Annotated in this window: 25 protein-coding genes; 13 read left to right on the top strand and 12 right to left on the bottom strand. The window is 57.8% G+C overall.

Annotation, left to right across the window (positions count from 1 at the left end):
- Position 1 precedes the first annotated feature (1 nt).
- The 3 genes from ACR0JG_RS12245 to ACR0JG_RS12235 are packed head-to-tail and all read right to left on the bottom strand — an operon-like array spanning position 2 to position 3,034.
- Positions 2-736: an SDR family NAD(P)-dependent oxidoreductase gene (locus ACR0JG_RS12245; protein WP_223117936.1), complete on the bottom strand. Its 735-nt coding sequence runs from the start codon at positions 734-736 to the stop codon at positions 2-4.
- Entirely contained in the window at positions 733-1,464 is a 732-nt protein-coding gene (locus ACR0JG_RS12240; protein ID WP_480570056.1) for an SDR family NAD(P)-dependent oxidoreductase, read from the bottom strand. Before ACR0JG_RS12240 ends, ACR0JG_RS12245 begins: the two co-directional genes overlap by 4 nt.
- Positions 1,465-1,483: 19 nt before the next feature.
- Positions 1,484-3,034 carry a trimethylamine methyltransferase family protein gene (locus tag ACR0JG_RS12235; protein WP_480570053.1) on the bottom strand — a complete coding sequence of 517 codons (1,551 nt, stop codon included), beginning with the start codon at positions 3,032-3,034 and terminating at the stop codon, positions 1,484-1,486.
- Between the two features lie 341 nt (positions 3,035-3,375).
- Here ACR0JG_RS12235 and ACR0JG_RS12230 point away from each other — a divergent pair, with 341 nt between their 5' ends.
- Entirely contained in the window at positions 3,376-4,863 is a 1,488-nt protein-coding gene (locus ACR0JG_RS12230; protein ID WP_480570050.1) for an adenylate/guanylate cyclase domain-containing protein, read from the top strand.
- 77 nt (positions 4,864-4,940) lie between these two features.
- On the opposite strand, the gene tyrS is transcribed toward ACR0JG_RS12230, so the two are convergent.
- Positions 4,941-6,191, bottom strand: coding sequence for a tyrosine--tRNA ligase (gene tyrS, locus ACR0JG_RS12225; RefSeq protein ID WP_480571104.1), 1,251 nt, complete (start codon positions 6,189-6,191; stop codon positions 4,941-4,943).
- Between the two features lie 298 nt (positions 6,192-6,489).
- The gene (locus tag ACR0JG_RS12220) at positions 6,490-7,569 is read right to left on the bottom strand and encodes a Hint domain-containing protein (protein ID WP_480570047.1); all 1,080 of its coding nucleotides are present in this window, start codon (positions 7,567-7,569) and stop codon (positions 6,490-6,492) included.
- 650 nt (positions 7,570-8,219) lie between these two features.
- Between ACR0JG_RS12220 and ACR0JG_RS12215 the strand changes: the two genes are divergently transcribed.
- Positions 8,220-9,299, top strand: a complete 1,080-nt coding sequence (locus tag ACR0JG_RS12215) for an anhydro-N-acetylmuramic acid kinase (protein ID WP_480571101.1) — start codon at positions 8,220-8,222, stop codon at positions 9,297-9,299.
- Between the two features lie 64 nt (positions 9,300-9,363).
- Here the strand turns inward: ACR0JG_RS12215 and ACR0JG_RS12210 are convergent, their stop codons facing one another.
- Both ACR0JG_RS12210 and ACR0JG_RS12205 read right to left on the bottom strand, forming a co-directional pair.
- Positions 9,364-10,254, bottom strand: a complete 891-nt coding sequence (locus ACR0JG_RS12210; protein ID WP_480570044.1) for a fatty acid desaturase — start codon at positions 10,252-10,254, stop codon at positions 9,364-9,366.
- Between the two features lie 4 nt (positions 10,255-10,258).
- Complete coding sequence (locus ACR0JG_RS12205; RefSeq protein ID WP_170422068.1) at positions 10,259-10,678, bottom strand: cupin domain-containing protein; 420 nt, start codon at positions 10,676-10,678, stop codon at positions 10,259-10,261.
- A gap of 86 nt (positions 10,679-10,764) precedes the next feature.
- Between ACR0JG_RS12205 and ACR0JG_RS12200 the strand changes: the two genes are divergently transcribed.
- The gene (locus ACR0JG_RS12200) at positions 10,765-12,183 is read left to right on the top strand and encodes a protein adenylyltransferase SelO (RefSeq protein ID WP_480570041.1); all 1,419 of its coding nucleotides are present in this window, start codon (positions 10,765-10,767) and stop codon (positions 12,181-12,183) included.
- 62 nt (positions 12,184-12,245) lie between these two features.
- On the opposite strand, the gene ACR0JG_RS12195 is transcribed toward ACR0JG_RS12200, so the two are convergent.
- Positions 12,246-12,677, bottom strand: a complete 432-nt coding sequence (locus ACR0JG_RS12195) for a hypothetical protein (protein WP_480570038.1) — start codon at positions 12,675-12,677, stop codon at positions 12,246-12,248.
- Positions 12,678-12,793: 116 nt separating this feature from the next.
- Between ACR0JG_RS12195 and ACR0JG_RS12190 the strand changes: the two genes are divergently transcribed.
- The 6 genes from ACR0JG_RS12190 (at position 12,794) to ACR0JG_RS12165 (ending at position 17,130) form a co-directional block, all read left to right on the top strand.
- Positions 12,794-13,498, top strand: a complete 705-nt coding sequence (locus tag ACR0JG_RS12190; protein WP_170396721.1) for an endonuclease/exonuclease/phosphatase family protein — start codon at positions 12,794-12,796, stop codon at positions 13,496-13,498.
- A 72-nt stretch (positions 13,499-13,570) separates the two neighbouring features.
- Positions 13,571-13,984, top strand: a complete 414-nt coding sequence (locus tag ACR0JG_RS12185) for a Fur family transcriptional regulator (protein WP_170396723.1) — start codon at positions 13,571-13,573, stop codon at positions 13,982-13,984.
- 136 nt (positions 13,985-14,120) lie between these two features.
- On the top strand, positions 14,121-14,999 hold the full coding sequence (locus ACR0JG_RS12180; RefSeq protein WP_170422062.1) for a DMT family transporter: 879 nt from the start codon (positions 14,121-14,123) through the stop codon (positions 14,997-14,999).
- A 144-nt stretch (positions 15,000-15,143) separates the two neighbouring features.
- The gene (eno, locus tag ACR0JG_RS12175; RefSeq protein ID WP_170406273.1) at positions 15,144-16,421 is read left to right on the top strand and encodes a phosphopyruvate hydratase; all 1,278 of its coding nucleotides are present in this window, start codon (positions 15,144-15,146) and stop codon (positions 16,419-16,421) included.
- 121 nt (positions 16,422-16,542) lie between these two features.
- Complete coding sequence (locus ACR0JG_RS12170) at positions 16,543-16,860, top strand: hypothetical protein (protein WP_170422059.1); 318 nt, start codon at positions 16,543-16,545, stop codon at positions 16,858-16,860.
- Positions 16,861-16,962: 102 nt separating this feature from the next.
- Positions 16,963-17,130 carry a hypothetical protein gene (locus tag ACR0JG_RS12165; protein WP_170396730.1) on the top strand — a complete coding sequence of 56 codons (168 nt, stop codon included), beginning with the start codon at positions 16,963-16,965 and terminating at the stop codon, positions 17,128-17,130.
- Here the strand turns inward: ACR0JG_RS12165 and ACR0JG_RS12160 are convergent.
- From ACR0JG_RS12160 to mazG, 3 genes are all read right to left on the bottom strand, one after another.
- On the bottom strand, positions 17,127-17,576 hold the full coding sequence (locus tag ACR0JG_RS12160) for a GNAT family N-acetyltransferase (protein ID WP_170396732.1): 450 nt from the start codon (positions 17,574-17,576) through the stop codon (positions 17,127-17,129). The two genes, ACR0JG_RS12165 and ACR0JG_RS12160, sit on opposite strands and share 4 nt — an antisense overlap.
- Positions 17,573-18,511, bottom strand: coding sequence for a nucleoside hydrolase (locus ACR0JG_RS12155; protein ID WP_480570035.1), 939 nt, complete (start codon positions 18,509-18,511; stop codon positions 17,573-17,575). The genes ACR0JG_RS12160 and ACR0JG_RS12155 overlap by 4 nt, the downstream gene beginning before the upstream one ends.
- A 63-nt stretch (positions 18,512-18,574) precedes the next feature.
- The gene (gene mazG, locus ACR0JG_RS12150; RefSeq protein ID WP_480570032.1) at positions 18,575-19,432 is read right to left on the bottom strand and encodes a nucleoside triphosphate pyrophosphohydrolase; all 858 of its coding nucleotides are present in this window, start codon (positions 19,430-19,432) and stop codon (positions 18,575-18,577) included.
- A gap of 66 nt (positions 19,433-19,498) precedes the next feature.
- On the opposite strand from mazG, the gene ACR0JG_RS12145 reads away from it, so the two are divergent.
- The 4 genes from ACR0JG_RS12145 to ACR0JG_RS12130 are packed head-to-tail and all read left to right on the top strand — an operon-like array spanning position 19,499 to position 23,109.
- Entirely contained in the window at positions 19,499-20,662 is a 1,164-nt protein-coding gene (locus tag ACR0JG_RS12145; RefSeq protein ID WP_170636205.1) for a M20 aminoacylase family protein, read from the top strand.
- A gap of 12 nt (positions 20,663-20,674) precedes the next feature.
- On the top strand, positions 20,675-21,643 hold the full coding sequence (gene speB, locus ACR0JG_RS12140) for an agmatinase (RefSeq protein WP_170406255.1): 969 nt from the start codon (positions 20,675-20,677) through the stop codon (positions 21,641-21,643).
- Between the two features lie 59 nt (positions 21,644-21,702).
- The gene (gene speB / locus ACR0JG_RS12135) at positions 21,703-22,650 is read left to right on the top strand and encodes an agmatinase (protein ID WP_480570029.1); all 948 of its coding nucleotides are present in this window, start codon (positions 21,703-21,705) and stop codon (positions 22,648-22,650) included.
- Positions 22,651-22,707: 57 nt separating this feature from the next.
- Positions 22,708-23,109, top strand: a complete 402-nt coding sequence (locus ACR0JG_RS12130) for a DUF1499 domain-containing protein (RefSeq protein ID WP_480570026.1) — start codon at positions 22,708-22,710, stop codon at positions 23,107-23,109.
- On the opposite strand, the gene ACR0JG_RS12125 is transcribed toward ACR0JG_RS12130, so the two are convergent.
- Positions 23,035-23,337 carry a hypothetical protein gene (locus tag ACR0JG_RS12125; RefSeq protein ID WP_480570023.1) on the bottom strand — a complete coding sequence of 101 codons (303 nt, stop codon included), beginning with the start codon at positions 23,335-23,337 and terminating at the stop codon, positions 23,035-23,037. The genes ACR0JG_RS12130 and ACR0JG_RS12125 overlap by 75 nt on opposite strands.
- Between the last annotated feature and the right edge of the window lie 31 nt (positions 23,338-23,368).

Here is a 23,368-nt window from a genome sequence, read left to right as displayed (position 1 = left end):
GTCAGGGCAGGCTGAGCTTTGCCATCCGTCCGCCATCGATCGTGTAAATTTGACCGGTGACAAAACCCGCTTCCTCGGCTGCCAAGAACGCGACCAGTGCGGCGACTTCTTTCGGGTCGCCGGTGCGGCCTACGGGATGAATGCGGGCGATATCCCGGCGGAATGCGCCGGGGTCGTTCATGCTCTCGATGAAATCGATGTTGAGGTCTGTGTCGATCCAGCCCGGTGCCACTGCATTGCAGCGAATGCCTTCTGCTCCGTGGTCCACGGCAACCGCGCGGGTCAGCCCATGCAGCCCGGCCTTAGAGGCGCAGTAGGCGGCGTGGCCGGGGTTGCTGCCCAACCCCTCGACCGAGCCGATATTGACAATGCTGCCCTTGGTTTTGCGCAGATGTGGCAGTGCAGCCTGGATCAGCAGGAACGGGGCGGTCAGGTTGACCATGAGGTTGCGTTGCCAATCTTCAAGCGGCATGTCGTTGACGGAGGCCTCCTGCATCATGCCTGCATTGTTGATCAGTACGTCCAGCTGGCCCGCGCTGCCCACGACCTGCTTGACGATCTGCGCCGGGCTTTCCGGGTTTGCAAAATCCGCCGGGATAGAGGGGAACTCATCATCTTTACCGCGCTGCGCAGTGTAGACATTAGCCCCTTCTTCGCGCAGCCGCCGGGCGATGGCTTGTCCGATGCCACTGCGGCCACCGGTCACGAGCGCTGTTTTTCCTGCAAATCTTTTCATTGCACCGGCTTGCCCCCATTCACTTCGACCAGAGCACCACACATGTAGCGCGCCGAATCCGAGGCGAGAAAAAGGATCACTTCGGCTATATCTTCGGGTTCGGCGATACGCCCTAAAGGCACCGACTTCCCAAGCTCGGCAATCGCCGTATCAGGATCGAACCCACGTTTGGCAAAGCCCGAACGCAGCATCGGTGTGTTCACCTCGTTCGGGCAGACGGCGTTGATGCGGATGCCCTGATGGGCGTGATCGTGCCCCATGCATTGGGTGAGGCTGGCAATGGCCGCTTTGGTCATGCAGTACACCGCATGATCCGGGCCAGGTCGAAGGCCCCAGCACGAGGCAGTGTTCACAATAGCACCGCCACCCGCCGCCGCCATGATTGGAATCGCAGCGCGGCAGATACGGAAAGGGGCCTCGACATTCACTCCGACGGACAGGGCCCAATCCTCATCGGATGTTTCAGTCACCGGGCCGCGGGTGATCACGCCTGCATTGTTGATCACGATATCAAGACCATCCAGCGCCTGATGCGCGGCCAAGGCCAGCCCGTCGCAATAGTCGGGATCGCGCAGATCGCCGGGCAGATGCGCCTCGGATTCAAGGCTGCCCACATCGCGGTCAGCAACAGCCACACGCGCGCCTTCGGCCCGCAGCTGGCTGACGATGGCGGCCCCGATCCCGCCCGACGCCCCTGTGACGAGTGCGGTTTTTTCAGCGAACCTCATTCGTGTACCTCCCCGGGATTTAGTAGGACTGGTTCAGCTCATCCGCAGCCGGTATTTCACGCTCGCGCCGGGCGATGTAATCCAGCAGCTCTTCGTTCTTGGCGATATCGAGCGTTGGTTCCTGATACTCGGCCAGCAGCTTGCGGGCGTGTTTCAGGGCGCGTTCGGTGATTTCAACACAACCCTCAGCCTGCCATTGTTCGATCGAGTTGTTGTCGAACATATCCGGCATGAAGAATGCGCTCTGGAAATTGTCCTGCGTATGCGGATGCCCAAGGTAATGCCCGCCCGGACCGATATCACCGACTGCCGAAACGGCCTGATCGAAATCGCCCCATTTCGGGCCCTCGGCCATGCGATAGGCCATGGCGCATTGTTCTGCGTCAACGATGAACTTGGCGGTCGAGCAGTGCATCCCGGCCTCGTTCCAGCCCGCCGAATGCCAGATGTAGTTGGCGCCGGAATGGACCACGGCCTGCAGAGTGGTTGCGGATTCATAGCCTGCCTGCGCGTCGAACGTCTTGGCTCCGCCCAGAGTGTTTGAGGTACGCCAAGGCACTTCGTAATACCGGGCCATCTGTCCAATCATGAAGTTCATCAGACTGATCTCGGGCGTGCCTGCCATCGGTGCGCCGGATTTCATCGAGACGGTCGACAGGTAGTGCCCGTAGATCGCGGGCGCGCCCTTGCGGATCACCTGCGTATAGGCCAGCGCGCTGAGCGCCTCGGCATTCAGTTGCGCCACGGTCGCCGGAACGCTGGCAGGCGTATTGGCCCCGCCCAGAACGAAGGGCGAGCACAACACCGGCTGCTTTCGGCGACAGAAGGCGCGCATCGCGCCCAACATGGTTTCATCCCAGACCAGCGGCGAATTGCCGTTGCAATTGCCAGTGGTGACCGGGTGATCTTCAAGGAAATCCTCGCCGAACAGGATGGCGCACATCTCCATGACATCTTCGGCATTCTTGGGGCTGGTGGTCATGCCCATGAAGGTTTTGTCAGAGTGCTTCATTGACGAATAGGTAATCCGCAGATGCCGCTGACTGATCGGGTGATCATAGGGCTCCACGATGTGATGGGCCGAGGAATGCAGCGCGGGCAACATATGGCTGAGCTTGTGGAACATCGCCAGATCGTCCAGCGTCGGGTTGCGGCGCACATCTTCCAGATCGCGCAGGAAGGGCGCACCGGTCATCGGCACGAAGATCGAGTGTTTACCGCCCAGCCGCACGTTCTTTTTCGGATCGCGCGCGTGGTAGGTGAAATCTGACGGAATGGTCGCGATCAGCTCACGCACCAGACCGCGGTCCAGATAGACGAGCTCGCCTTCGACCTTGGCACCAGCCTTCTTCCAGTCTTCCAGCGCGATGGGGTCACGGAACTGAACGCCTACGTTTTCCAGAATATCTATCGAGGCCGCATCAATGCGTTCAACCTGGGCGCCGTCCATCACTTCACATAACGGAATGCCGCGGGTCAGCCCCGGCAACATCTCGAAGTTTGGAGCGGTGCGCATGGCGCGGCGGGCAGAGCGCCCTCCGGTACGTGTGGCTGTGGCAGTTCTGGTCATATGGTGCCTCCTTCCGGTTCAGAGTGGAACGGAAAGGGTGAGGTCCACATGCAGGAATGCGAAAGACTGTTGCGAAATGCGACGTTGGGGTTTCGTCAAATAAACGGCAACTCGAAGGAGGTTCACTAAAGTATCTCAAACGCATCTTTGTGGGAGTTTGTGTTTAACATCATGCAATGGCAGCGAAGCAGACGATCTGGCCAAAGAATTGCGGCCAAAAGTGACTAGTCCGCCCGCAGACTGTATTCTGATTTATGTATCGGCACCATTCGAGACGGGCTTAATCCATGTGGGAGCGGGGCATTAGGAACTCTCAGCAACCAAATCTGATCGTAAGGAGCGTGGCAAAAGCTGCCCTGTCTGTGCGGGTGAAACTGCTGATGGCGTTTTTGGGTATCACCTTGTTGCTTTTGGGATTGGCGCTTTTTGCGGTGTCGGCCTTGCAGCAATCGAACAGGCGTGTCGATGCGATGATCCATGATCAGGAGAGGATTGCATATTTCAACGAAATCCATTTGGCGCTGAGCGAGTTGAACCTGATGAACTTGTCCTTGGTCATCGATCAGACGCCCGGGGACGACTCGGACGAAATTTTTGCATTTTCAACCGGCAATTTCATCGGTCAGATCGAGAACCTGCAACATCACATTGCGCAAGGGATACGTCGATTCCTGCAGGCGGGCAGCAAAGAGTTCCAAACCATTGATGAAATCCGCGCAGATTTGGGCGACATCAAAACCAAGGCCGCCGCCATGGTGCGGTTTCGAAGAGGCGGAGACATGCAGAATCTCGCCGAATTGGGATTGGATCAGATTTTTCGCCAAGTTCGTTCACTGCAAAGCGATGCGTATAATCTTGTGCAGGGCGCCGAAGCAGAGATGCGTGACCGGGCAAATAGGAATGCCGAAGTTTACCAATCGACGCGCAAAATGGTCGTGGCGGCGGCAACAATTGCAATGGGGGCAGCCCTTTTTCTTGGCTACGCAATCTCTTCGTCACTGATCTGGCCAATGCGCCGAATTGGCCAAACACTTAGCGTTGTCGCCGAAGGAGATTTCGCGGCGCGAGTTGATGTCCCCAATCGCGACGAGCTTGGCAAATTGGCAAACGACGTGAATGCAACAAGTGCGCGTCTGGGTGATCTTTATGAACAGGTAGAGACCCAGCGAGCCGAATTGGAAGCCGAATACGACCGGTCGGAAAAGTTGCTTTACAATCTGCTGCCAGAAGACATTGCGGTAAGATTGAAGCTTGAGCCAGACCAGACTATCGCTGACAGTTTGCCCAAGGTTGCAATACTATTCGCTGATATCGTGGATTTCACGCCACGGGCATCGAAACTGCCACCGGAAGATGTAGTCGGGTTTCTGAACAAGATCTTTCGTCTATTTGATGAATTGGCCGACAAACACGGATTGGAAAAGATCAAGACAATTGGTGATGCCTATATGGTCGCGGCAGGTATGCCTTCTCCGGTCGGCGACCCGGTGCATCGCGTCGCCGAGATGGCTCTGGACGTGCAGCGGTCGGTTGCGGAAATGTCACCTGATTTTCCGGATGGGCTTCAAGTAAGAATCGGACTTCACGCAGGGCCTGCTGTCGCCGGTGTCATTGGAAACCAGAAGTTGTTCTATGATGTTTGGGGGGAAACGGTGAACACCGCCAGCCGGATGGAGAGCCACGGTGAACCGGGGAGGATCCAGGTAACGGGTGCCGCAAAAGAGGAGCTTGAAGCGGACTACGACTTCGAACCCCGAGGCGTGGTGGAGATAAAGGGATTGGGTTCTGTGAAAACGTGGTTCTTGATCGGTTCTAAAACCAAAAGCTGACCACTACGTCTCGACCTAATTAATCTGCCACTTCTACTTCAATGGACGGCCACCCGGCGGCGACCGCCCAATTTGGATCAGCCCAATTGAACCAGTGCGTGGCGCTTCTTGCCCGCGCTCAGCTTGATCGGCGATGACAACGCGCCTGCGTCGATCATCAGCCCCGCATCAGTCAGCGGGGCGTCGTCCATCTTGGCGCCGTTTTCGGCGATCAGGCGTTTGGCTTCTTTGCCGGATTTGGCGAGGCCGGATTTGACGATCAACTGCACGATGGACATGCCGTCACCCAGCTCTGATGCGCTGATGGTCAGGGTAGGGAGGTCTCCGCCAACGCCGCCCTTTTCGAACACCTCGCGCGCGGTCGCCTCGGCGGTTGCAGCGGCTTCTGCACCGTGCAGTAGAGTTGTGACTTCGTTGGCGAGGCGAATTTTGGCCTCGTTGATCTCGGACCCTTGCATCGCGGCCATGCGGTCGCATTCGTCCACCGGAAGCTCGGTGAAGATTTTCAGGAACCGTCCCACATCGGCGTCGGTCGTGTTGCGCCAGAACTGCCAGAACTCATAGGCGCTCAGCATGTCGCCGTTCAACCAAACCGCACCGCCCTGTGATTTGCCCATCTTGCGGCCATCGCTGGTGGTCAGCAGGGGGGTCGTGAGGCCATAGATCTCGTGATCCAGCACCCGGCGGGTTAGGTCGATGCCGTTGACGATGTTGCCCCACTGGTCCGAGCCGCCCATCTGCAGAACGCAGTTATATCGGCGGTTCAGTTCGAGGAAGTCATAAGCCTGCAGGATCATGTAGTTGAATTCGAGAAAGCTCAGCGACTGTTCACGATCCAACCGCGATTTCACCGATTCAAAGCTGAGCATCCGGTTGACCGAGAAATGCCGCCCAATATCGCGCAGGAAGTCGAGGTAGTTCAGGCTATCCAGCCATTCGGCATTGTTCAGCATCAACGCGCCGGTCTCGCTGTCATCGTAAGACAGGTATTTCGAGAACACCTGTTTCATGCCTGCGATATTGGCGTCGATCTGTTCGGGTCCCAGCAGGGGCCGTTCGTCTGACCGGAACGAGGGGTCGCCCACCTTGGTGGTGCCGCCACCCATCAGGGTGATCGGTTTGTGCCCGGTCTTTTGCAGCCAGCGCAGGACCATAATGTTCATCAGGTGACCTACATGCAGCGACTGTGCGGTGGCGTCATAGCCGATATAAGCCGTCTGCACCCCAGAAATCAGAGCGTCGTCAAGGCCTTGATAATCGGTGCAGTCGGCGAGAAAGCCGCGCTCGATCATCGTGGCGATGAAATCCGATTTGGGGTGGTAGGTCATGACGCTCAACAGGCCTTGTGTTCTGGCCCTCTCTGCAAGGGCTGGTGTAAGTCATAGGTCAGTAGTTTCAAAACCAGACCCGCTAGGTCGCACGACGGAAGGTAAATTCATGCGACTGGCTTTCTAATTCCCTAAGTCTCGCGGAATGTCCAGTCATTGGCGAGCAAGTGCAGTCCGCACAAAAAGAATCTTGCGGATAAGCTTTATGAGGGAAACGCGAAGAAATAACGCATAGCGAAACACAGAATATCGCGTCAGTCTTTGAAGCGTACCAAGTCCTGCCGGATAACCTCTGGTTCTAGCGTGCAGTGTGTCTGGACAGAAGCGGCTTTTCATTCTTGATGTGGCGTTCAATCAGTTGCTTTTGCAGCTTCCCGGATGGGATCGGGCAGGCGGGCTTGGGGGCAAATTCCAGTTCTGCTATCTCGGGGAATATGCTCAGGATTTCTGTTCGTGCTTCTGGACTGATGGCCTTGAGCACTTCCGGTCCGGTAAACAGGCTTTCCGATGGTGCGCCTTCGGCATAGACTACCTGGTGCTGTCCAAAAAGAAGGTGAAAATACTCGACGCTCTGGGCATCCTGGTCGATGAAAATACCGGGCAGCGAAGTCAGATTGACGGCGGGTACCAGAACTTCGGAAGTCCTGAACATACGCTCGACAATCTTTGAAGACACCAGCATCCGGTGCTGCCGGGACACCACAAGATCACGCTGAGGCAAGCCGAGACCTAACGCTCCGGCGCTGATACGAACCGGGCGCAGTTTGGGGTTTGCAGCCAGTTCCGGGGCAGATATCGTACGGCGAAACACCCGCAGCAGGGTGGCAAATCCGGGCCCATCACCTGTGGGATCAAACACTTCGACGTCATCGCTGGCTTTCAGATCCTCGATCGCCTTATGACCACCCCTTACCCGAATATTCGTGCCACTGGTGAAACAGGGAACAAAGTCGTCAACGGGCAGATTAACGACTGGACTGGCGAAGGCACCGTCACCCAGCGCCGTGATCGTTAGTGTTGTGTTGAGCGGGGGGACATCCCCCAAAAAGCCGATGAAAAACCCTTGCTCGGCTCCGCCGCCAAACGCGCCGTTGCCGCTGGAATCATAATCGAAAACGCCAATCGTATAGGTATTGGTGCCATCCGTGACTATGTAGTTGTAGTCCCAGGCAATTGCATTCCCCAGATAGGTTTGCGTGGGGTCGTCGGGGAATTCGTTGGTTACACCGTCTCCTTCGATGGTGCCGGGGTCAACGCCATCGGTAATTTCGATCGTATTATATGCGGAGATCTCAAATGTCGTTCCAACGCCGCCGAATTGGGCCTGGTTCGTGGTCAGAGTCGTGTCCGTCCGAAATGCACCGTATATGTTTGGCATAAACCCTGTTCAGGCCAATTCACCGCCGCTTTTTACTAAGCGGTATGAACCTACTCACCCGTCCTCAATTTGTTGTCTGTGCTTTGCTGCATATTAATATCTCATCTATAAGCATTGGCGCAACATTTGCGATTATCCGGGGTTTTGAGCCTGCGCTTTTATTGCACTCAACATCCCAAAATACCTGCCATTATTCAGTCGCTTTGTTTCAATGAAAATCTGACGAAGCTGAGCTATATGGAATGATCGTAGGTGCTTCAGATCAAGTGGAACACTGAAACCGGCGACGGGCATTCTTGGGAGAGCTTGGCACCTGCTGTAGCGATCTGCGAACATGTGGTAATGGACTTTGTACAGCTCTTTCATGAGCACTCGGAACTGCGCTGCGTTTGGGAACGCCTTGTCGCCTTCATTCGCGGTTTCGTACCTTTCGGAATTCTGTAGCGGCGCACGGTACAGGCGGGGGCAGAGGCAAGGAAAAGGCACCTTTTCCAAGAAAAATGAAGCTCGCGCATGATGTGTCTTGCCTTGGCTTTGCATTACCGTGCAGGTTGTGCTCAGAACCCGGCGAAACGGGTGGAGAGACGCAATACGAGGTCGGCGTGGGCAGGGTCATCAGCAAATCGGGGGCGATCAGAGCGTTGGGGGCCATGTCGGGCACATCGCTGGACGGTGTGGACGCTGCGGTCGTTGAAACCGATGGGCAGCAGATATTCGGCTTTGGTCCCAGCGGGTATCGCGCTTATTCCGAAGAAGAGCGTGCCACACTGCGCGCGGCGCTGGGGCTTTGGCATGGACCAAAGGTTGATGTTTCGGCTGAATTGGTGACCCGGGCACATGCCGAGGTTCTTTCAGAGTTCGAAGAGGTCGACCTGATCGGCTTCCACGGTCAGACATTGGCACATGAGCCGCGTGGGCGTGGCACGTTGCAGGTGGGTGACGGGCTGGGTCTGTCGCAGGCTTTGGGGCTGCCGGTGGTCTGGGATTTTCGCAGCGATGATGTGGCGCTGGGCGGAGAGGGTGCGCCTCTGGCCCCGTTCTTTCATTTCGCCTGCGCCAAATGGATCGGGGCGGAAGAGCCGCTGTGTTTCCTCAATCTGGGCGGTGTTGGGAACCTGACCTATGTTGACCCGTCTTTTGACGGGCCTGAAGCGCCAGGGGCGTTGCTGGCTTTCGACACCGGACCTGCCAACGCGCCGGTTGACGATCTGATGCAGGCGCGGTTGGGGTTGCCGATGGATCGGGACGGCGCGCTGGCCCGAGAGGGTACGGTCGAGACCGGCGCACTGGAGCTGTTTCTGGCCGAGCCCTATTTCAACCGAATGCCGCCCAAATCGCTGGACCGGAATGATTTCTCGGAAATGATTGGTCTTGTGACCGAGCTGAGCGATGCGGATGCGGTGGCCACGTTGACCGGGATGAGCGCTGCGGGTGTGCTGCAGGGGATGGAGCATTGTCCCAAGCCGCCTGTGCGCATGCTGGTTACCGGTGGCGGACGTCACAACCCAGTGCTGATGGAAATGCTGCGCGTGTCGCTGGATTGCCCGGTCGAGCCGGTTGAGGCGGTTGGGCTGGACGGAGACATGCTGGAAGCGCAGGCCTTTGCCTACCTTGCCGTGCGTGTGGCGCGGGGATTGCCGACCTCTTGCCCGGGTACCACCGGGGTAAGTGCGCTGGTCGGGGGCGGTGTCGTGTCGTCTCCGGCGAGGGGTGTCGTGGTGAGCGGGTAGGGGGCTCTGCCCCCGTCGCTGCGCGACTCCCCCGAGGTATTTTTGGCCAGATGAAGAGGCGGATCTAGCGATTTAGGGCGCGGGCGTAATCCAGGGTTAATTCGGTGTAGCCGTCCGAGGTGGATTGCAGGTGTGCTTGGGTCCAGCGGTGGAAGGCTGGAAGGTGGTGGAAAGGCACGTTTGGAAAGGCGTGGTGCTCCGCGTGGTAGGGCATGTTCCAGGCCAGAAATCGGATCATTCGATTGGTAAAGGTGGTACGGGAGTTTTCGAGCATGTTTGCCACCGGCGGGCAGAGGCCGTGTTCGGCGAGCAGGTATAGGCGCAGGAAAGGCTGGCCGATAAGGGCGGGCAGAAGCCAGAGCCAGAACAACAAGGGGCTGAAGAACAGGCTGAGTGCGGCCAGGGCATATAGTGTGGACAATATTCGGGCTTCGGTTCGTATGGCGTGGTGCTGGCGGGTTGGCAGGTAAGCGGCGCCAATCCTGCCGCGCGCGTTGTCGGTCAACACACGGGCCATACCTGTCCAATATGGCCAACCGCTGAGATAGATCGCAAGGCTGCGCCAGTTTTCGGGGCGGGGTTTGCCGCCAAGTTCCGGGTCTTTGGTTGGGTGGTTTGTCCATTTGTGATGGGCAAGGTGAAAGTAGCGAAACCATGTGAACGGCAGGCAGATAGGAATTGAGACAAGGTGCCCAACCGCTTCGTTGATCCAAGGGGTTTTGAACGGCGTCTTGTGGGTGCACTCGTGGCTGAGCGTAAAGAGGAAAACCAGCAATAGGCCTTGCGGCAGGAGCAGTAGCGGCCAGAGGGGAACCTGTAGGATGATACCGGTGCTGGTTGCTGTCAAAGCGCCGAAATAGATCGCTAGATGTCTGAGACCTGCCATGTCTGACCGCTGTTGCAGCCTGTCCTTGGTCTCGGGCGGGATCGCGGCGATCAGGGCGCGGTGGTCCATGGAATTACACTCCAGGAATATCAAAGCCGGGTGGCGCGAGTTCAAACCCATCAAATTCAAATCCCGGTGAAACAGTGCAACTGACTAGCGTGTAGTCTCCACTGCTGCGCGCCGCCTGCCAATGGCCCTTGGGTACAATAAGCTGCGGTGCGCCTTGGGTCAGATCAGGTGTGAGGGTGTGGTCTTTGGCAGGGCCTGTATCGGAGGCGCTGAGCGAGAGGATCAGCGGAGCGCCGGAATGGTAGAGCCAGATCTCGGTCGCATCTACCTTGTGCCAGTGGCTGCGCTCACCCTCTGCCAGTAGGAAGTAGATGCAAGTGCCGGTGGCACGGCCGGGATTGTCGGCGCGCCAGGTCTCTTTGAACCAGCCGCCTTCGGGGTGCTGCTGCAGGTTCAGGTGTTGGATGATGTCTTGCGCGGTCATGGGAGCCTCGGGTCTGTTTGTGGGATTATGCACGCACGCGCACGATCTGCTATGGCAATTGTGTATGCAGAGCATATGTTTGCCGCATGACTTTGATGATCCCGTTTGACAACAGCTATGTTCGCCTGCCGGACACCTTCTTTGCACGGCAGGGGCCTGTGCCTGTGCGTGCACCGAAGCTTGTTGCCTTCAACAGCGATCTGGCGCGACTGTTGCGGATTGCGCCGGGCGACGTTGAAGAGATGGCGCAGGCTTTTGCGGGCAATACTGTGCCCGAAGGGGCCGAGCCGCTGGCGCAGTTATATTCCGGGCATCAGTTTGGCACCTATAACCCTCAGCTAGGAGATGGGCGCGCGGTTTTGTTAGGTGAGACGGTCGGATCCGACGGGATTCGGCGGGATATTCAATTGAAGGGCTCAGGGCAGACACCGTTCTCGCGCCAGGGAGATGGACGTGCCTGGCTGGGGCCGGTTTTGCGCGAATATGTGGTTTCCGAGGCGATGCATGCGCTGGGCATTCCCACCACGCGCGCCTTGGCAGCGGTTGAAACCGGAGAGATCGTGCTGCGCGAGGGTCCGATGCCCGGGGCGGTATTGACACGTGTGGCGCAAAGCCATTTGCGGGTGGGTACGTTTCAGGTGTTTGCGGCGCGAGGGCAGATAGAGAGCCTGCAACGGCTGACTGAATATGCCATTCAGCGCCACTATCCTGAGGCGGAAGGGGCTATGGGTCTGTTGCGCGCGGTTCGGGATGCGCAGGCCGGGTTGATCGCCCGATGGATGAGCGTGGGTTTCATTCACGGGGTCATGAATACTGACAACAGCTCGATCTCCGGCGAGACGATCGACTACGGCCCATGTGCGTTCATGGACAGCTATCACCCGAATACAGTCTATAGCTCGATCGACCGGATGGGGCGGTATGCCTACTCGAACCAGCCTGAGATTGCGGTTTGGAATCTGGCGCAGCTGGCGACGGCCCTAATTCAGCAGTTTGAGGACAAGGACGCAGCTGTCGAAGAGGCCACCGAAATTGTCCATGCCATGCCTGCGTTGATGCAGGCACATTGGCTGGAACATTTCAGGGCCAAGATCGGATTGGTTCGGGCAGAGGAAGGGGATCTTGAAATGATCTCGGACCTGTTGACGCGGATGGCGCAGAATCAGGCGGATTTCACAAACACGTTCCGCGCGCTGGGCAGCGACCGCGCGCGAGACCAGTTTACCGACCCGGCGGCTTTTGACGAATGGGGAAAGGGGTGGCAGGAACGCTTGGCGCGTGAGGATGCGCCTTCGGACGTGATGGATGCGGCCAATCCGGCCTTCATTCCACGCAATCATCGGGTGGAGCAGATGATTCAGGCTGCGGTGCAGGGCGATTACGCACCGTTCAATCGACTGAATGAAGTGCTGTCACGGCCGTATGAGGATCAACCAGAATCAGCGGACCTGATGCGCCCTCCGGCGAAGAACGAGGTCGTGCACGCGACATTCTGCGGTACGTAGCAAAGAGACGGTTTCTTGTGAAGAAACCGAGCTTGAAACTTTTGAAGTTTCAGGCTTCGAGGCTATCGGGGCGTGTCTGCAAAGGGCTCGGCGATCACCTGACACGCATCTTCATAGACAATGTAGCCGATCCGGTCTGATCGCAGAGTATCGATCTGGTATCCGTTTTCTTTGAGCAGTGCGACCATCTCATACGACTTGCCCAAAACCTCATTGGCTTCGGGTTTGAACCAGCTGAGGCCTTTGGTATTGCGCTGAAACGCGCCTTTAGATTTTGTCCTGTTGAAACGATTGGGGATTTCAAGGTTTTCCCGGAACCAAGCCAGCAGCGCCTCAATTCGATCGAATGTGTATTTATCCAGCGCGGTGGTGTCGCGCAGGTTGTAGGCAGCGCAGAAGAACCCCTGACGCGCGTCCATATCTTCTATCTTGATCGGGTGGACAAACCTTATGAACATGATCGTGAAGGTGGCCGAGAGGCTGCGCAAGCTCAAGTCCGTTTTGCACAAATGTTAGCGGAGCAAGCGGCGCGTTGCCATTCAGCGCTGGGTTCGGCTTGCACTTGTCCGACCAGTTGGCGATCTTGGGTTAAATCAGTTTAAGTGTGCCGATGACCTACCGCTCGACCCTGCGCCTTGCCAGTTACAACATTCAGAAATGCGTGGGCCTCGATTTCCGGCGGCAGCCGCAGCGGATATTGCAGGTCATCGAAAGCATGCAGGCCGATATCGTTGTTTTGCAGGAGGCGGACAAACGATTGCCGCCCCGTCCTGCCGCTTTGCCACATTTCATGTTGGATGAGGCCGGGTGGCAGATCGTGGACCTGGGCGGTGCCGGTAGTCTTGGTTGGCATGGCAACGCGGTGATCTGGCGTGGGGACGCCATTCAGGTGCGTCAGGCAGGTCATCATGATTTGCCGGGTCTGGAGCCCCGCGGCGCCGTGCGGGTCGAGTTTGATACGCAGATCGGGCCTTTGCGGGTGATGGGGATGCATCTTGGGCTTTTGCCGGCGTCGCGACGTCAACAGATCAGTCATATCCGTCGATGTGATTCTGATCTGGAACACATGCCCACCGTCTGGGCCGGGGATTTCAACGAATGGTCACGCCAGCCTGTTCTAGATCATTTGGCCCCGGACATGCGGTTTCTTCCTCCGGTTCCAAGCTTCCCGGCCGCGCAGCCATTGGGGGCGCTGGACAGAATCGCGGTGGGGCAGGGGCTTGAGGCTGCACTGCACGGGGTGCATGATGCGCGGCCCGCGCATATCGCCTCGGATCATTTGCCGGTCTGGGCCGATCTGCGACGCATCGCCTGACCGCAAAATCGTCTGTGGCGCAGGGCGCGTAGACATATTAAGACAGAACACCGAACAGTCCCGGGGGTCACCATGTCCGACACGATTATCGCCCGTTGCGAAGCCAAGGGCCTGCGCATGACCGGCCAGCGGCGGACCATTGCACAGGTCTTGCAACAAAGCGAAGATCACCCGGATGTAGAAGAGCTTTATGCCCGTGCTTCAGCCGAAGATGCGGGAATTTCGATCGCGACAGTCTATCGTACCGTGAAGTTGTTCGAAGAGGCCGGGATACTTGAGCGGCTGGAGTTCGGCGACGGGCGCGCGCGATACGAAGATGCAGAGCGTGATCACCACGACCACCTGATCGACATGCAGTCAGGCGAGGTGATCGAGTTTGTCGACCCTGAGATAGAAGCTCTGCAAGAAAAGATTGCGGCCAAGCTTGGCTACAGGCTGAAAGGCCATCGCCTTGAATTGTACGGCGTACCGTTGGAAAAAGACTGACACATCACGAAAATCGATCGGTCGGTGAACGCGATTTCATCGAACATGTCGTAATACTGCTTGCGACGTCGCAAAGGTTGCGGTTTTGCTGCCGGAAAGGTCCGCCTGTCAGCGGCCTGTTCCAATGGAAACGCGCATGAACAACGTAAACGGCATTTTGCTGATCATCGGCTCGATGGCGGCCTTCGCGCTTGAGGACATGTTCATCAAGCATCTCTCGGTCAGTGTGTCGACCGGGCAGATCATGATCGCATTGGGTCTGATCTGCGGGGCTGTGTTTACGCTTATGTCTATGGCGACACGCAAACGCATCTTCGACCCGGTCGCGTGGCAACCTTTGCCACTGATCCGTGCCGGGACCGAAGCCTTTGGTGCGCTCAGCTTTGTGACCGCGCTGTCACTTGTTGATCTGTCGACTGTGGCGGCGGTTTTTCAGGCGATGCCTCTATTTGTCACGATGGGGGCAGCACTGTTTCTGGGTGAGCAGGTCGGTTGGCGTCGTTGGAGCGCCATCGGCATCGGCTTTGTCGGCGTCTTGATGATCATCCGCCCCGGGTTCGAGGGATTCCAGCCGGAATCATTGTTTGTTTTGGTATCGGTCGTTGCGATCGCGGCACGTGATCTGATCACACGCAGGTTGGATGTTCGTGTGGCCTCGTCGGTCGTCGCATTGCAGGCCTATATCGGAGTGGCGTTGGCTGGTGCGGCCCTTATGGTGTTCACAGCACAGCCCGTTGTGCCGCTGCAAGCTGCGCAGATCGGGCCTTATCTGGGTGCCATCGGGTTCGGCGTATTGGGCTATTACGGTATCGTAACCGCGATGCGGATTGGCGAAGCTTCAGCGCTGACGCCATTTCGGTATACTCGGTTGGTGTTCTCGATCACGGCCGGGATGCTGATGTTTGGCGAACGCCCCGACAGCATGACGTTGGCCGGTGCCGGTCTGATTATCGGATCAGGTCTGTATACTTTCATTCGAGAACGCCAGCTGGCGCGGGCATTGGCAGTGGCCTAAGCGCCCGCGGCCTGTTGGCGCAAACAGCAAACTGTTAGCCCTAAAGGCCGAAAAATATAAGTGTTAGCGATAACGGAAACGGTTTACTTTTCGCCGCGTGCTGGTATGAGGCATGCAACCGTTGGCATCATTGGGACCCGTATCATGAGCACGATCATCGACATCCACGCACGCGAAATACTGGACAGCCGGGGCAACCCGACGGTCGAAGTAGACGTGATTCTGGAAGACGGCACCATGGGCCGCGCCGCTGTGCCTTCAGGGGCGTCGACCGGCGCCTACGAGGCGGTGGAAAAGCGCGATGGTGACAAATCTCGTTACATGGGCAAGGGCGTGCTGGAAGCGGTTGCTGCCGTTAACGGTGAGATCGCCGAAGAACTGGTGGGCTTTGACGCGACCGAGCAGGTGGCCATCGATCAGGCGATGATTGAACTCGACGGGACCGAGAACAAGGGCCGTCTGGGCGCGAACGCTATCCTGGGTGTCTCGCTGGCGACGGCCAAGGCGGCGGCGGATTTCACCACGCAGCCTCTGTATCGCTATGTTGGCGGTACTTCGGCGCGCGTTCTTCCGGTTCCGATGATGAACATCATCAACGGGGGTGAGCACGCCGATAATCCGATCGACATTCAGGAATTCATGATCATGCCGACCTCGGCCGCGAATATCCGCGAAGCCGTGCGCATGGGGTCGGAGGTGTTCCATACGCTCAAGCGCGAACTGTCGGCTGCCGGACTGGCCACCGGAGTGGGGGACGAAGGTGGTTTTGCCCCTAACATCGCTTCGACCCGTGAGGCACTGGATTTCATCCTGCAGGCGGTCGAAAAAGCGGGCTACAAACCCGGCGAGGAGATCCATCTGGCGCTGGACTGCGCCGCCACCGAATACTACCGCGACGGAAAATATGTTCTGTCGGGTGAAAACATCTCGCTGACCTCAGAGGAAAACGCTGAGTATCTGGCGACATTGGTCAAAGATTACCCAATTATCTCGATCGAAGACGGTATGTCCGAGGACGATTGGGATGGCTGGAAAGCGCTGACTGATGCCATCGGCAACGAAGTACAACTGGTCGGCGACGACCTGTTCGTAACCAACCCAGAGCGTCTGGCCGAGGGAATCGATCGTGGCTGTGCCAACTCGATGCTGGTTAAGGTGAACCAGATTGGATCACTGACTGAAACCCTGCGCGCCGTCGATATGGCCCACCGTGCACGGTATACCAACGTGATGTCGCATCGCTCGGGCGAGACCGAAGATGCCACCATTGCCGATTTGGCTGTGGCGACCAACTGCGGGCAGATCAAAACCGGCTCGTTGGCGCGGTCGGACCGGTTGGCCAAATACAACCAGCTGATCCGCATCGAGGAATCGCTGGGTGAGGTCGCAGAATACGCCGGCGCGTCGATCCTAAAGCGCTGAGTTTGGCGTACTTGGTAAAACCAGATCAGGCCCCGGTAGAACGCCGGGGCCATTTTTTCTTTGAGTCATTACCGATCCGTCTATGCTGGGCATCGAAGGCCAAGATGGGAGAGGGCGATTTATGACAACATTCAAACGCATCGTTGGCGCTGGGGCGCTATTGATCCTGCCTCAGCTTGCAGGGGCTGATCGTCCGCCTCAGGCAGTGTGCCAGAAAATGGTGGAAGGCGATCCCAGCGGGCAGGTCACGATGGAGGAATGCCTGTGCACCTATAACGTCGCCAACACGGTTTTGGACGATGACATCAAAGAATTATTGTTCGAGTCCTGGTACACCGGTGAGAACATAACTGAACAGTTGAATGCGCTGCCCAAACCCAAACGCGTGCCCCGGCAGTTCAAGACCATGGAGCAGACGTTCAATAAGAACTGCCGCTGATCGTTGAGCTAAACAAACATAAATGTCGTTATGTGTGAACTTGTTCCTATTGCGGCGCTGTGACTCCCGATAGTCTGCAAACATTGCAGAAAGGGGGACGATATGTCTGCTTCAAAGGTCTTTCTCGTAATTTCAATGCTTTGCGCGGGGATGCTGGCCGCATGTTCAGAGCCTGGGACCTATCCGATCACAGGGATGCAGGTTTCGCAGGATGATCCGGTGCAGGAAATGGCAAATCCGGCGGTAATCTTCCGGGGGGAATCGCGCTAAAGCGATTTGCTCATCAGCATGTAGCGATCGCGCGGTTTAAAACCTGACCGCAGATATAGTTTCTGCGCGGTTTCGTTGGTCCGGTCGACCTCAAGATGCAGGGCGGTCAGACCGGCCTCGGCCAGCGCCTTGGGGAGATCATGCAGCACTTCGGTGGCGATACCGCGTCCGCGGACGGCGGGGCGGATGTAAATCTCATCTACAAAGGCATCCATGCCACCAAACTCGACCGACCAACCGAAGGTGAGGATGACATAGCCCAGCGGTGCGCGGCCCGGACCGATCAGATATATGCACCCATGGGGAATTCCATCCAGTAGAGGGGTCAGCGCGTTGCGACGTTTCTCGTCATCCTGCGCGATGCCGGATTCCGAGTGAAACGCCGCGACCAGCGCCATCAGTCGGTCCAGATCGTCGGGGCGGGCAAGGCGGAGTGCGGCGGTCATAGGCGGGCAAGTCTTTCTGTGAGCAGGTCGAAGAAACCTTTGGCATCCACGTCACCCATGAACATGGCGTTTGGTGCGCGATCAGTTACCCGCCACCAGTCGGCCACTGTCATGCCCAACGTCAATTCTGATTGGGTTTCGATCTCAACATTGATGTGGCGGCCCGAGAACAACTCGGGTCGGATTAGATAGGCGGTGACGCAGGGATCGTGCAGCGGTGCGCCCTCCGATCCGTATTTTTCTTTGTCGAAACGTTCGAAGAAATCGGTCATCTCTGCCACTGCATGACCAACCTTGCTGTCCAATGCCCGGAATGCATCGTTGCGATGGGGCGTGACCAGCGCGTCGTGGGTGACATCCAGCGGCATGACTACGATGTGAATGCCGGATTTAAACACGATTTCAGCAGCTTCCGGATCGACATAAATGTTGAATTCGGCTGCTGGTGTGATGTTTCCAACCTCGAAATAGGCGCCGCCCATCAATACGATCTCTTGCACCCGGTCGATGATGTCGGGCGCTTTTTGGAAGGCAGTGGCGATGTTCGTCAGCGGCCCCAGAGGGCAGAGCGTCACTGTGCCGGGCTCATGCGCGCGTAGGGTATCGATGATAAAATCGACCGCGTGACCTTCGGCCAGAGGCATTTCGGGATCTGGCAAAACAGGGCCGTCGAGCCCTGTTTTACCATGCACATGCTCGGCGGTGACGAGAGGGCGTTTCAGGGGGCGATCGCATCCAGCGTAGACGGGGATTTCGGTGTGCCCCGCCAACTCGCACACGATGCGGGCATTCTTTGCGGTCAGCTCCAAAGGCACGTTTCCAGCGACGGCGGTGATGCCCAGAACCTCGATCTCTTCGGGGCTGGCAAGCGCCAGAAGAATGGCGACGGCGTCGTCCTGTCCGGGATCGGTGTCGATTATGATCTTGCGGGGCATGGGGGTCTCCGGGGGCGGTGAAGGTCGGACACTCGCAAGTGTCGCGGGACTTGTCTAGCCGAATTACGTGCCTGCCGGCGCATCCACAGGCGGGAGTTTGCCGTTGGCGCGGTGTTCCTCGATTTTCACCTCGTCCCACAGCGCGTCCATTTCGGCCAGATCACTTTGGGTGGGCGTTTTTCCGCGTTCGGCCAGCCGGGCTTCGACCTTCTCAAAACGACGAGTAAACTTGGCGTTTGTGCGGCGCAGGGCGGCCTCGGGTTCGATGCCTAAGTGGCGGCCGAGGTTGACAATCACGAACAGCAGATCGCCGAATTCATCCTCGAGCGCGTCGGCATCCATGCTGTCGCGCGCCTCTTCCAGCTCAGCGGCTTCCTCGGTGATCTTGGCGAGCACATGGCTGGCGTCAGGCCAGTCGAACCCTACGCGCGCGGCACGTTTCTGCAGCTTATGTGCGCGTAGCAGAGCGGGCAGGTTGGCGGCGACACCGTCTAGTGCACCTTTTTGTTCTTTGCCCGCACGTTCGGCGGCTTTGATGGTTTCCCAGTCCTTTGTCTGTTGATCCGCCGACTTGTTTCGGGACTCATCACCGAAAACATGTGGGTGACGGGTAACCATCTTGTCCGACATGGTGCGGACCACATCCTGAAAGGTAAAATGCCCAGCCTCTTCAGCCATTTGCGCGTGGAAGACGGATTGGAACAGCAGGTCGCCCAGCTCTCCCTTCAATTCGTCATAAGCCTCGCGTTCGATGGCATCGGCGACTTCATAGGCTTCTTCGATCGTATAGGGCGCGATGGTCGAAAAATCCTGTTCGATATCCCACGGGCAGCCGGATTGAGGGTCGCGTAAGCGGCGCATGATTTCCAGCAAACGCTCGATACCTGCGTCCGTGTCGTGGATCAGAGGATTTTCGGCCATTGCGAACCCTTTCGTTCCGGTGTCAGATGCATCCATCCCGCAGTCAGGATCAGGAGTCCACCCCAGATGCCCGTCGTCAACCGAATTGCCGATTACGCCGCTGATATGGCCAAGTGGCGCCAGCACCTTCACACCATCCCCGAATTGGAATTCGAATGCTATGAGACCGCCGCCTATGTGGCCGAGCGTCTGCGCGAGTTTGGGGTAGATGAACTGCATGAGGGAATCGCCAAAACCGGCATGGTCGCGATCATCAACGGGCAGGGCGAGGGACCGACTATTGGTCTGCGCGCTGACATGGATGCTCTGCCGATTACCGAGGAGACGGGCGTGGACTACGCCTCGAAAAACCCCGGTAAGATGCATGCCTGCGGTCATGACGGGCATACAACCATGCTACTGGGTGCTGCGCGCTATCTGGCCGAAACGCGGAATTTTGCGGGCCGGGTTGCGCTGATCTTTCAGCCTGCCGAGGAAGAGGGCGGCGGCGCGGGCGTGATGGTTGAAGAAGGCATCATGGATCGGTTCGATATCTCTCAGGTTTACGGTATCCATAACACTCCGGGTCGGCCCGAGGGGCTGTTCGAAACCACGCCGGGGCCGCTGATGGCCGCAGTAGATACGTTTGAGATCCATATTCAGGGCGTGGGCGGCCACGGGGCCATGCCGCATGAGACGCGCGACCCAGTGATGGCAGCTTGCGGGATGGCGCAGGCGATCCAAACCATCGTCAGCCGCAACCACTATGCGCTGGACGATCTGGTGGTGTCGGTGACGCAGATACACACCGGAACAGTGAATAACGTGATCCCTGACACCGCTTATCTGAATGGCACCGTTCGCACCTTTGATCCGGCCGTGCAAAGGATGGTCAAAGAGAGAATGGCGCAGATCGTGGCGGGGCAGGCGGCCTCGTACGGTGTCGAGGCCAAACTGGACTATCAGGAGGGTTATCCCGCCACTATCAACGACGCCGACAAGGCGGCATTCGCGGCTGAAGTGGCGCGGGATGTATCCGGCGCGGAACGCGTGAAAGATGATGCTGGGCGTGAGATGGGGGCAGAGGATTTTTCCTACATGCTGCAGGCCCGACCCGGTGCTTACCTGTTCATGGGGCAAGGAGATGGCGCGGGGCTGCACCATCCGAAATACAACTTCAATGACGACGTCGCGCCGATCGGAGCGTCCTTCTTCGCACGGATCGTCGAAAAGGCACAGCCGTTGGGCTGACAGGGAAAAGACATGGCACTGGAAGATGCAAAGAACCAGGTGGATGAGGCATTCACCAACCCCGATCTTAAGGGGCTGTCCTATGAAAACACCTTTGGCGGCGCGACTTCATTCCTGCGGCGGCTTTATACCAAAGACCTGACGGGTGCGGATATTGCTGTAACCGGCGTGCCTTTCGATCAGGCGGTGACAAACCGCCCCGGAACCCGGCTTGGCCCTCGCGCGATCCGTGAGGCGAGCGCGCTGCAATCGCCGGATGCGCCTTATGGCTGGCCTTTTGATGCTCTGAGTGAGCTGGCCATCGTGGATTATGGCGACATGGCCTATGACTACGCCAATATCCCGGCCTTTCCCGACACGCTGACCGACCACATTCGGACCATTCTGAAGGCCGATGTCGCTTCGGTCACGCTGGGAGGGGATCATTATATCAGCTTCCCGATCCTCAAAGCTTATGCCGAGAAATATGGGCCGATGTCGCTGCTGCAATTTGATGCGCATACGGACACCTGGGCCGATGACGACATGTCCCGCGTGGATCACGGGACGATGTTCTACAAGGCGGTAAAATCGGGGTTGGTTGATCCGAAACGCTCGGTTCAGGTGGGCATTCGCACCACCAACGAAGACACGTTGGGCGTCAACATCATCGACGCGCGCGAGGTTTACGAATCCGGCCCAGCCGCCGTGGCGCAGAAGATCAGGGGTATTCTGGGCGACAGCCCCGTGTACCTGAGCTTCGACATCGACGGTCTGGATCCTGCTTTTGCGCCCGGTACTGGTACGCCGGTCTGGGGTGGGCTGAGTTCGATTCAGGCGCAAATCATCCTGCGCGACATTGCCGGGATCAACCTCAAAGGTGGCGACGTGGTCGAGGTTTCTCCGCCGTATGACACCTCTGGTGCGACGGCGATTGCGGGGGCTCATGTGGCAACACAGATCATTTGCCTTTTGGGGTGGAACAAGCTGGTGAAGCCTTAACCTTTGGTTAGGCATAATCCCGGTATCTGCTTGGTGAGGCACCGGATCGGAGACATTACATGACCCAATACAACCAACCGATTGGCGGCAATGATCTGGCACGGTTTTCGGGGCCGAACACGTTTATGCGGTTGCCACAGGCGTCGTCGCTGGACGGGCTGAATGTGGCGATCCTGGGGGTTCCGATGGATATCGGCACTTCGTGGCGGTCGGGCACACGGTTCGGACCCAAGCAGATTCGCAGTGAAAGTGCGATGATCCGGCCCTATAACATGTCCAATGGCGCGGCGCCCTTCGACCATCTGCAGATCGCAGATATCGGCGATCTGGCGATCAACACTTTCTCGCTCGCCGATAGTCTTAAGATCATCAAGGAAAGCTATGACGGCATTTTGGCGCAAGGTGTTGTTCCAGTGGCGATGGGTGGGGATCACTCGATCACTTTGCCGATGCTGCGGGCGATGGCCGCCAAGCACGGGCCTGTGGCTCTTGTGCACGTGGACGCTCATGCGGACGTGAATGATGAGATGTTCGGTGAGAAGGAAACCCACGGCACTGTCTTCCGCCGCGCCTATGAGGAAGGGCTGATTGTCCCTGACAAGACCTTTCAGATCGGCATTCGGGGCTCGGGTTACGCCGCCAGCGACTTTACCGAGGCACAGGGTTGGGGGTTCCGTCAGTACCCGGCGTGGGAGCTGTGGCAACAGAACCTAACCGAAATCGGCTCTTTGATCCGTAAAACTGTTGACGATCACCCGGTCTATATCACCTACGATATCGACAGCCTCGATCCGGCTTATGCACCCGGAACGGGCACGCCCGAGATCGCAGGTCTGACCACTCCGCAGGCGCTGCAGTTGATTCATGCGCTGGCAGGCATGAATGTGGTGGGCTGCGATCTGGTCGAGGTATCTCCACCCTATGATCCGTCGGGCAATACGGCACTGACGGCAGCCAATTTGCTGTTCGAGATGCTGTGCATTCTGCCCGGAGTGACGTCACGATAGGGGTGCGACGCCATCCTCTGACCGAGTATGCAGGGCATAGTGGGATTGAATGGGCAGATGAAAATGGTGCTGTGGCTGTTGATTGGGGTGGGCCTCGCAATGGGTGCTTATATCCGACTTGCGCCCTCAGATCCTGTGCGCTGGCATGTGGCCCCTGAAGACGCGGAACGAGACCTGAAGGGTGGTGTCGTTCGGGTCGTCGAAACCGGTCCTGATGGGCTGGCGCGTCTCGACAAAATTGCGCGCGCAACACCACGCACCAGTGTGCTGGCCGGATCTCTAGAAGAGGGCATGATCACCTATATCACCCGTACCAAGGTGTTCGGGTTTCCCGACTACGCCACCGTGCAGCAAGACGGCGATACGCTGCGTATCTATGCCAGATTAAGATTTGGCCGGAGAGATTTCGGCGTCAATCGGGACCGGGTCACCCAGTGGCTTGCTTTGCTGCAACCCTGACGACAAACAGCCCTCTTGCACCTCGCGCCACATGGGCACGTTCAGCGACATCTGGCATTGGGCCATGAACATGCGGCCGTCGACCTGCAGGCATATCATCTCTCCCAACTCGATGCGGGTGCCGGATTTGTCGGTGCAATAGCAGTCTTGCACCTTGCCTCCGGGGCCAACAACATCGGCCATTCCGGGCGCCGCAATGAGTGTCAGGGCTAAGATCAGTCGCTTCATGGCCCAAGCCTAGCACAAGGCAGGGCCTTGA

Source organism: Ruegeria sp. AD5 (genome assembly GCF_056542345.1).
The sequence above is the reverse complement of the archived record's forward strand: the minus strand, read 5'-3'. Positions and strand labels throughout refer to the sequence as shown.